Origin of the sequence: Micrococcus sp. MS-ASIII-49 (genome assembly GCF_000946635.1) — a bacterium.
Lineage (GTDB): Bacteria > Actinomycetota > Actinomycetes > Actinomycetales > Micrococcaceae > Micrococcus > Micrococcus luteus.
The window spans coordinates 1-7,229 of the sequence record NZ_JXSP01000041.1 but is presented as its reverse complement, the minus strand read 5'-3'; the positions used below and the strand labels follow the sequence as shown (position 1 = coordinate 7,229).

Annotated in this window: 5 protein-coding genes; 1 reads left to right on the top strand and 4 read right to left on the bottom strand. The window is 75.7% G+C overall.

What is annotated here, in order from left to right; translation table 11 throughout:
* The 4 genes from menD to SJ20_RS03005 all read right to left on the bottom strand — a co-directional run.
* Positions 1-1,857 (bottom strand): 2-succinyl-5-enolpyruvyl-6-hydroxy-3-cyclohexene-1-carboxylic-acid synthase (menD, locus tag SJ20_RS03020; protein ID WP_044658911.1); only part of this gene is annotated, 1,857 nt, incomplete at its 3' end.
* Positions 1,858-1,973: 116 nt separating this feature from the next.
* Entirely contained in the window at positions 1,974-4,130 is a 2,157-nt protein-coding gene (locus SJ20_RS03015; RefSeq protein ID WP_170721456.1) for a PhoX family phosphatase, read from the bottom strand.
* Between the two features lie 227 nt (positions 4,131-4,357).
* On the bottom strand, positions 4,358-5,431 hold the full coding sequence (locus SJ20_RS03010; RefSeq protein WP_044658910.1) for an o-succinylbenzoate synthase: 1,074 nt from the start codon (positions 5,429-5,431) through the stop codon (positions 4,358-4,360).
* A 79-nt stretch (positions 5,432-5,510) separates the two neighbouring features.
* Entirely contained in the window at positions 5,511-6,197 is a 687-nt protein-coding gene (locus SJ20_RS03005) for a hypothetical protein (protein WP_044658909.1), read from the bottom strand.
* A gap of 110 nt (positions 6,198-6,307) precedes the next feature.
* Between SJ20_RS03005 and SJ20_RS03000 the strand changes: the two genes are divergently transcribed.
* A complete protein-coding gene (locus tag SJ20_RS03000; protein ID WP_044658908.1) occupies positions 6,308-7,168 on the top strand; it encodes a phosphatase PAP2 family protein in 861 nt (286 codons plus the stop codon).
* The last annotated feature ends 61 nt before the right edge of the window (positions 7,169-7,229 follow it).

Below are 7,229 nucleotides of genomic sequence, written 5' to 3'. Positions count from 1 at the left end.
GGGGCACGCGGGCGGGAACGTGGCGCGCACCGCCGCGGCCAGGGCGGCGGCGACGCGCGGGCGGTCGGCGCGGTCGCAGCGGACCTCGAGCAGACGCCGGCCGCGCACCGGGTCGGACAGGGCCCGGACGAGGTCGACGCGGTCGGTGACCCGCGTGTGCGGGAGGCCGTACGCGGCGGCCAGGGCGGCCAGGTCCACGCCGTGCGGGGTGCCGAAGAGCCGTTCGACGGGGTCCGCCATGCCGGGCGCCTCGGCCACGGCCCCGTGTTCGAGGCTCGCGAAGATCGCCCCGCCGTCGTCGTTGACGACCACGAGGTCGAGGTCCGGCTCGGTCTCGGTGGGGCCCACGAGCAGGCCGCCCGCCTCGTGCAGGGCGGTGAGGTCGCCGAGCAGGGCCACGGTCCGCCGTCCGCGCGCCAGTGCGACGCCCGCGGCCGTGGAGACGGTCCCGTCGATCCCGGCGAGCCCGCGGTTGGCGTACACCTCCGCGTCCGGCGCCGAGGGGGGCCGCCAGGTCAGGTCCACGTCCCGGATCACCGAGGACGAGCCCAGCACGAGCGGACCCCGGACCATGGCGGCGCTCACGTGCGCCACCGTCTGCGGGCTGAGCCGGTCGCCGGCGTCGGTGGTGACGAGCGCGTCCTCCACGGCGGCCTGGGCGCGCATCGAGGCGTGCTGCCACGCGGCGAGCCAGCCGGGCTCGCCCTGCCCGGCGAAGGCGGCGAGCTCCTCGAGGGTCTCCACGGGCGTCTCCCGGCGCCGGCCCGGCTCGAACCATGGTGCGGGCTCGGGGGCGTGCAGGGCCGTGGCGACGTCGGGGCGGGCCAGCAGGGCGTTGACCGTCCGGGTGAGCGTGGGCCGGCCGAACAGCACGACCCGTTCGATGCGGGCGGCAAGGGGGTGTGCGTCCGCGTCGCGCCCGCCGGCCGCGCCCAGCAGGAGCGGATAGGCGGCGATGGCGTTGGCGGAGAACCGCGCGTTCGACGACGGCTCGGCCAGCAGGGGCAGGCCCAGGGACAGCGCGAAGGCCGCGGCCACGGGGCCGGCGCCGTGGCAGGCCAGCACGACGGTGCGCCGCTGGTCCAGGCGGGCGACGTCCAGCTCGGGCAGCCCCGAGAGCACCGCCCCGGGCGCCCGGTAGGCCGACGCGGCGGCGGCCGGGCTCGCGCCGGTCGGGGCGACGGCCGGAGCAGGGGTGTGCGGCGCCGCGGCGGCGCCCATGGCGGCCGCCTCCTCAGGACTCGGCACGAGCGGGTCGCGGAAGTGCAGGTTCAGGTGGACCGGCCCGGCCGGGGCCTCTGCCATCGTCACCGGACCGGGCGCGCCGTCGTCGGAACCGGCCTCGGCGACGACCCCCTCGGCCGCCAGCAGGGCCCGGCGCACGGTGGCCCGCACGTGGCGCAGATGCTGCTCGGCATCCACGCCGTCGGCGGCGTCGCAGCCGAGGGAGGCGGCATGGCGGACGTGCGTGCCGAACACGCCCCTCTGGTCCGTGGTCTGGTTCGCGCCGGTGCCGTGCAGCTCGGGCGGACGATCCGCGGTCAGCGCGATCACGCGCGTGCCGGCGTGGATGGACTCCATCAGGGCGGGCAGCAGGTTCCCGACGGCGGTGCCCGAGGTGGTCAGCACGCCCACCGGGCGCCCCGAGGCCAGCGAGAGCCCGTGGGCGAGGAAGCCGGCCGAGCGCTCGTCCACCCGCACGTGCAGGCGGACCTCGCCGGCGCGCTCGAGGGCCGCGAGCGCGTAGGCCAGCGGGGCGGAGCGGGAGCCGGGGCAGACCACCGCGTCCCGCATGCCGGCGTCGATCAGGGCGGTGGCGACGGCGCGTGCCACGGAGAGGGAGTCGACGGAGGTCATGGTGGCCACCAGTCTAGGCCCGGGCGCGGACGGGCCCCGGACGCGGCGAGGCCGCCACGGTGACGCGGTGGCGCCGGCCGTGACGGCCTCGTCGAGGGTCCTCGCGGAGGCGGGGGTCAGCCCTTCGGGCCCTTGCCGTTGCCGTTGCCCTTGCCGTTGCCCTTGCCGTTGCCGTTGCCGTTGCCCTTGCCCTTGTTGCCCTTCTCCTTGCCGGCGCCCTTGCCGATGCCGTTGTTCCCGGTGGCGTTGAACACCTGGACGACGCACGGACGCGGGGCCGCGACCTTGTCGCCCACCTGGACCGGGCCGGTCGGGCTCAGGAAGTCCGGGAAGGAGGAGGTGTGCGCGCCCCAGGTGCCGTCCTCGCCCGGGTGCTGGACGTTGACGAACACGGAGTTGTCGCGGTCGTGGATCACGGGGCCGCAGGTCTCGGCGTCGCGGGGGACGGCGAGGAACTGCTGGACGCGGCCGCGCTCGGCGCCGTCGAGGGTGACCTTGTGCAGCGCGTCGGCGTAGCCGATGGTGCCGGGCTGGCCGTCGGTGGAGATCCAGAGGTTGCCCTCGGAGTCGAACGCCAGGTTGTCCGGGCAGGAGATCGGGGAGACCTTCTCCTTCGGGTAGCCGGCGAAGTAGGCCGAGGAGGAGACCGCCGGGTCGCCGGCGAGCAGCAGGATGACCCAGGTGAAGGTGGTGGAGGTGTGATCCCCGCCCCGCTCGGTGATCTCGATGACGTGGCCGTCGCGGTTGCCGATGACCGGGTTGGCCTCGTCCACGGCGGTGCGCTTGGTGTTGTTGGTCAGGGCCGCGTAGACCTTGCCGGTGACCGGGTTGGTCTCGACGTCCTCCGGGCGGTCCATCTTGGTGGCGCCCATCTTGTCTGCCGCGAGGCGGGTGTAGACGAGGACCTCGGCCAGGGACATGCCCGGGACGAAGGACGTCTTCTCGTCGGCCAGGGCGATCCACTCGCCGGAGCCGTCGAAGGCGCCGTCCGAGGGCAGGGTGCCCCTGCCGTCGATCTGGGCGGCCGGGGAGTCGCCGGAGAACTTGGCCACGTAGAGGGTGCCCTTGTCCATCAGGCGCATGTTGTGCTTCTTGTCGCCCTCGCGGACCTTCTCGGCGGAGACGAACTTGTACAGGTAGTCGTGGCGCTCGTCGTCGCCGGAGTAGACCACGGCGTGGCCGGACGGGGAGATCACGGCGGTGCCGGCCTCGTGCTTGAAGCGGCCCAGGAGGGTGTGCTTCACGGGCGTGGAGGTCGGGTCCTCGGGGTCGATCTCGACGACCCAGCCGAAGCGGTTGGCCTCGTTCTCGTAGCCGGGCTTGGTCAGGTCGAAGCGGTCGTGGACCTTCTCCCAGCCGCGGCTGGTGGCGGCGGCGGAGATGCCGTAGCGCTTCTCCTCGGCCGTGCCGCGGCCCTTGAAGTACTGGTTGAAGTTCTCCTCGCCGGAGAGCACGGTGCCCCACGGGGTGGTGCCGCCGGCGCAGTTGTTCAGGGTGCCCAGCACGCGGGTGCCGGTCGGGTCCTCGACGGTCTTGAGCAGCGCGTGGCCGGCGGCCGGGCCGCGGACCTCGAACTCGGTGGTGCCGGTGATGCGGCGGTTGCGGCGGCCGCCGCGGACGTACTCCCACGGGGCGCCGCGCTTGGCGCGCTTGAGGTCCACGATGGACAGGCCGTGGGCCTGGAGGCCGACGTTGACGACGTCCTCGAAGTTCGAGGCGATGTACTCCGGGGAGAACATGATGTTCTCGTTGGTGTACTCGTGGTTGGAGACGAGGTAGCCGGAGCGGTCGTTGCCGCCGTCGGTGATGATGTTCAGGTAGTCGTTGTTGTAGCCGAACTGGGCGGCCTGCGACGCACCGGTCTGGTGCTCGATGTCGAACTCCGGGGAGTCGGCGAACAGCGGGTCGCCCCAGCGGATCACGGTGCCCCAGTCGTAGCCCTCCGGCACGGTCATGGTGTCCACGGTGCGGCTCACCGGCGCGATGGGCTCGAAGGGGAGCTTGCCGCCGCCGGTCGGGCGCCGGCCGTTGTCCGCGAGCGCCTCGGGGGCCTGGGCCACCTGGGAGCCGATGACGACGGCGGCGGCGAGACCGGTGCCGCCGACCAGGGCGGAGCGGCGCGAGATGGCGGTCTCCGCGATCTGCTGGAAGGTCGGGTTCGCCGAGGTGTTGGGCACCGGGTGGGCGCACGCGTTGCCGCACTTGAGCTCGCACGTGACGGCGGAGCGGTTGCCACGGGTGTGGCCGGCCATGGGGAGGAGGCGCTTCAGCATGACGGGGTCCTTCGCGTCGTGGGGATGGTCCGGGGTCCGGTGCCGGGCCGGAGACGACCCCGGGGTGAGACCGGCCGGGGCCGCCATCACCTTGGCCCCTCGCTCCGAGCGGCGAGCCACGCCCAGGTGGCCGCGAGTTGAACTCTTCCCGGCCGCCGGATTTCGCCCCGTCGACATGCTGTAATCCGGCTCACATGCCCCGCGTCGACGGGGACCGGGCGGGCTCGTCAGCCCTGCGCGGCCAGCACCGCGTGGGCCGCGCGCAGGCGGTCGGCCCACCACGCCTGCCGCGTCCCGTCCGCCCGGATGCGGTCGAGCAGCTCCGGGTCGGGGGCGGGTGCCCGCTCCCCCGGTGCCGGGAGGGCCCCCGCGCGCGGGCGCCAGGCCGGGGCGACGACGTCGTGCTCGAAGAGGGCCGCGGTGCCGAGCCCGCACGCGTGCGGCAGGGACGGCAGGCAGGCGGCGAGCGCGGCGCCGCCGGCGATGCCCACGGAGGTGTCCAGCGCGGAGGAGACCACCGCGGGCAGCCCCGCGGCCGCCACGATCGCCGCGGCGCGGCGCACGCCCCCGAGCGGCTGGACCTTCACCACGATCAGGTCCGCGGCCCCGGCGGCCGCGACGGCGAGCGGGTCCTCGGCCTTGCGGACCGCCTCGTCCGCGGCGATCGGGGTGGCCACGCCCCGAGCGCGCAGCTCCGCGCGGACCTCCGCGAGGTCGGTGATGCCGGGCACGGGCTGCTCGGCGTACTCGAGGCCGACGTCGGCCAGCTCGGTGAGCACGTCCACGGCCTCGGCGGGCGTCCAGCCGGCGTTGGCGTCGACGCGGACCTGCGCGTGGGGCAGCAGCGCGCGCACCCGCCGCACGCGGGCCAGGTCGGCCCCGCGGCCGCCGGGGACGAGACCGCCCTCGGGTCCGTGCTCGGCCACCTTGACCTTGACCGCGGTGATGCCGTCGCCGTAGCGGGCCAGGACGGCCTCGACGTCGTCCGCGTCCACCGCGGGCACGGTGGCGTTGACGGGGACCGTCTCGCGGACCGGGGCGGGCCAGCCCTGCCAGCCGGTCTCGATCGCGGCGGCCAGCCACGCGGCGCACTCGTGCGGACCGTACTCCGGGAACGGGGAGAACTCGGCCCAGCCCGCCGGGCCGCGCAGCAGCAGGGCGTGGCGGAGGTCCGTGCCGCGGAACCGCACGCGCATCGGCACGGCGACCGCGACGGCGTCGGCCAGCAGCTCCTCGACGCTCGGCAGGGCGGGACCGCCCGGCGCGCCGGGCAGCGGGGGCAGGGCGGGGGCGGTGCTCATGCGGCCAGTGTAGAAAGGGCGCTCGGCTCCCGTTCCGACGGGCGCCGCGGGGTGGGACTGTCTGTGTCGGCGCCGACGCTCAGACGGCGCGGAGGTAGCCGAGGGCACGGGCCAGGTCCACGGCGCGGTCGTGGGCGCCGAGCGCCCCCTCCAGGCCGGCGACGACGGCGGCCGTCACCTCCTCGGTGAGGTGCCAGTCGGCGGTGAACGGGTCGTCGAAGCGCGCCCACGCCGTGCCCACGGCCGCGAGCGCGCGGGTCATCTCCGTGAGGTCCCCGAAGACCGGTCGCGGCTCGTCCAGGCGGTCCTCCCAGCCCTCGTCTCCCGGGGCCATGAGCACCTGGCCGGTGGAGGCCGCGTGGATGAACGGGTCGGCGCCCTGCTTGGCCACCACCGTCCAGTCCTCGTTCCAGTCCACCAGCAGCGCACCGGTGCGGTGGTTCCACCGGTAGCCGGCCTGCTCGTCCCACAGGCGGTCCAGTGGGAAGAACATCACGGGCAGGCCGAGGGTGTCGATCTCCAGCCACTCCGGCCCCACGTAGCGGTAGAAGTCGGCCAGGTCCGGGGCGAGGGGCTCCTCGGCGGCCCACTCGATGGGCTCCTGCCGGCTCAGCCGGCCGAACGGGGCCAGGGCGTCCCGGGCGGCCAGCAGGTCCTCGGCCGAGAGACGGGGCCGGGCGCCCGGCTCGGCACCCGGGCCGGGGGCCGAGCCGGTGGAGTCGCGGAGGGCCGGGCGATGTCCGTGGGCGGGGGGCACGCGGGTCATGGCCCCAGGCTAGGCAGGCGGCTCAGAGGCGCGGAGGACGGGGCGGCGACGGGGGCGTGACCGTCCGATGAAGCCTGCATGACGGCTGCGCGTCCGACACAATGGAACCCATGCCCCCCACCGCCCGCGCCCCCCGCCGCCTCCCCTCGTGGACGTGGTGGCTGGCGCTGGCCGCGTGCGTGGCCGGCGTCGTGCTGGTCTACGCCGCCCTGGTGTGGTCCTCCGCCGGCCAGGTGCTCGAGTACCAGGTGTTCCGCGCCGTCGAGGAGCGCTACGGGGACACCGTGCCGGACGTGGCCTCCCAGGTGGTGCGGATCCTGCCGCTCGGACTGGCGGTCGGCATGGCGCTGGCCTCGCTCGGCGCGCTCGCCGTGGCCCGGTGGCGGCGGCGGGGGCTGCTCGCCCTCCTCGTGCTGGCCGGGTCCAACCTCACCACGCAGCTGCTCAAGGCGGCGCTTCCGCGGCCCGAGCACGCCGACGGGGTCCCGTGGTCCGGCGGCAACTCACTGCCCTCGGGCCACATGACGCTCGCGACGGGCGCCGCGGTGGCCGCGCTGCTGCTCGTGCCCGCCCGGTGGCGACCGCTCACCACCGTCCTCGGCGCCGTGGTCAGCGCCTGCACCGGCGCCGTCGCCTACACGGAGGCCTGGCACCGGCCGTCGGACATGGCCGCCGCAGCGCTCGTGTCCGCCGCCTGGGGGCTGCTCGCCGTGCCGTTCGTCCGGTACGACGGCGCACCCCGGCCCGCACCGCGCGGCGCCCGCGGCGTGGAGGCCACGCTCTGGTCCCTGGGCGTCGCGGGCCTGGCGGTCGGGCTGACGCTGCTGGCCCTCACCCTCGACACCCCCGCGACCAGCGGCGCCGGCCCCCACCCGGCGGCCGAGCCGGCCGGGATCCTGCTCAGCGCCTCCCCCGCGGTCCTGCTGTGGGGTGCGCTCGGCACGGCCTTCCGCCGCAGCCGCGCCGACTGACCGCCCCTCCCCGCACGCTCGCCGCACCCCCACCAGACGACGAGCCCTGCGATGTGGCGGC

What these genes read in the sequence shown, in the direction of transcription:
- SJ20_RS03000 (WP_044658908.1), top strand. Translation starts at nt 6,308, where the DNA reads ATGCCCCCCACCGCCCGCGCCCCCCGCCGCCTCCCCTCGTGGACGTGG.
- SJ20_RS03010 (WP_044658910.1), bottom strand. Translation starts at nt 5,431, where the DNA reads ATGAGCACCGCCCCCGCCCTGCCCCCGCTGCCCGGCGCGCCGGGCGGT.
- SJ20_RS03005 (WP_044658909.1), bottom strand. Translation starts at nt 6,197, where the DNA reads ATGACCCGCGTGCCCCCCGCCCACGGACATCGCCCGGCCCTCCGCGAC.
- SJ20_RS03015 (WP_170721456.1), bottom strand. Translation starts at nt 4,130, where the DNA reads ATGCTGAAGCGCCTCCTCCCCATGGCCGGCCACACCCGTGGCAACCGC.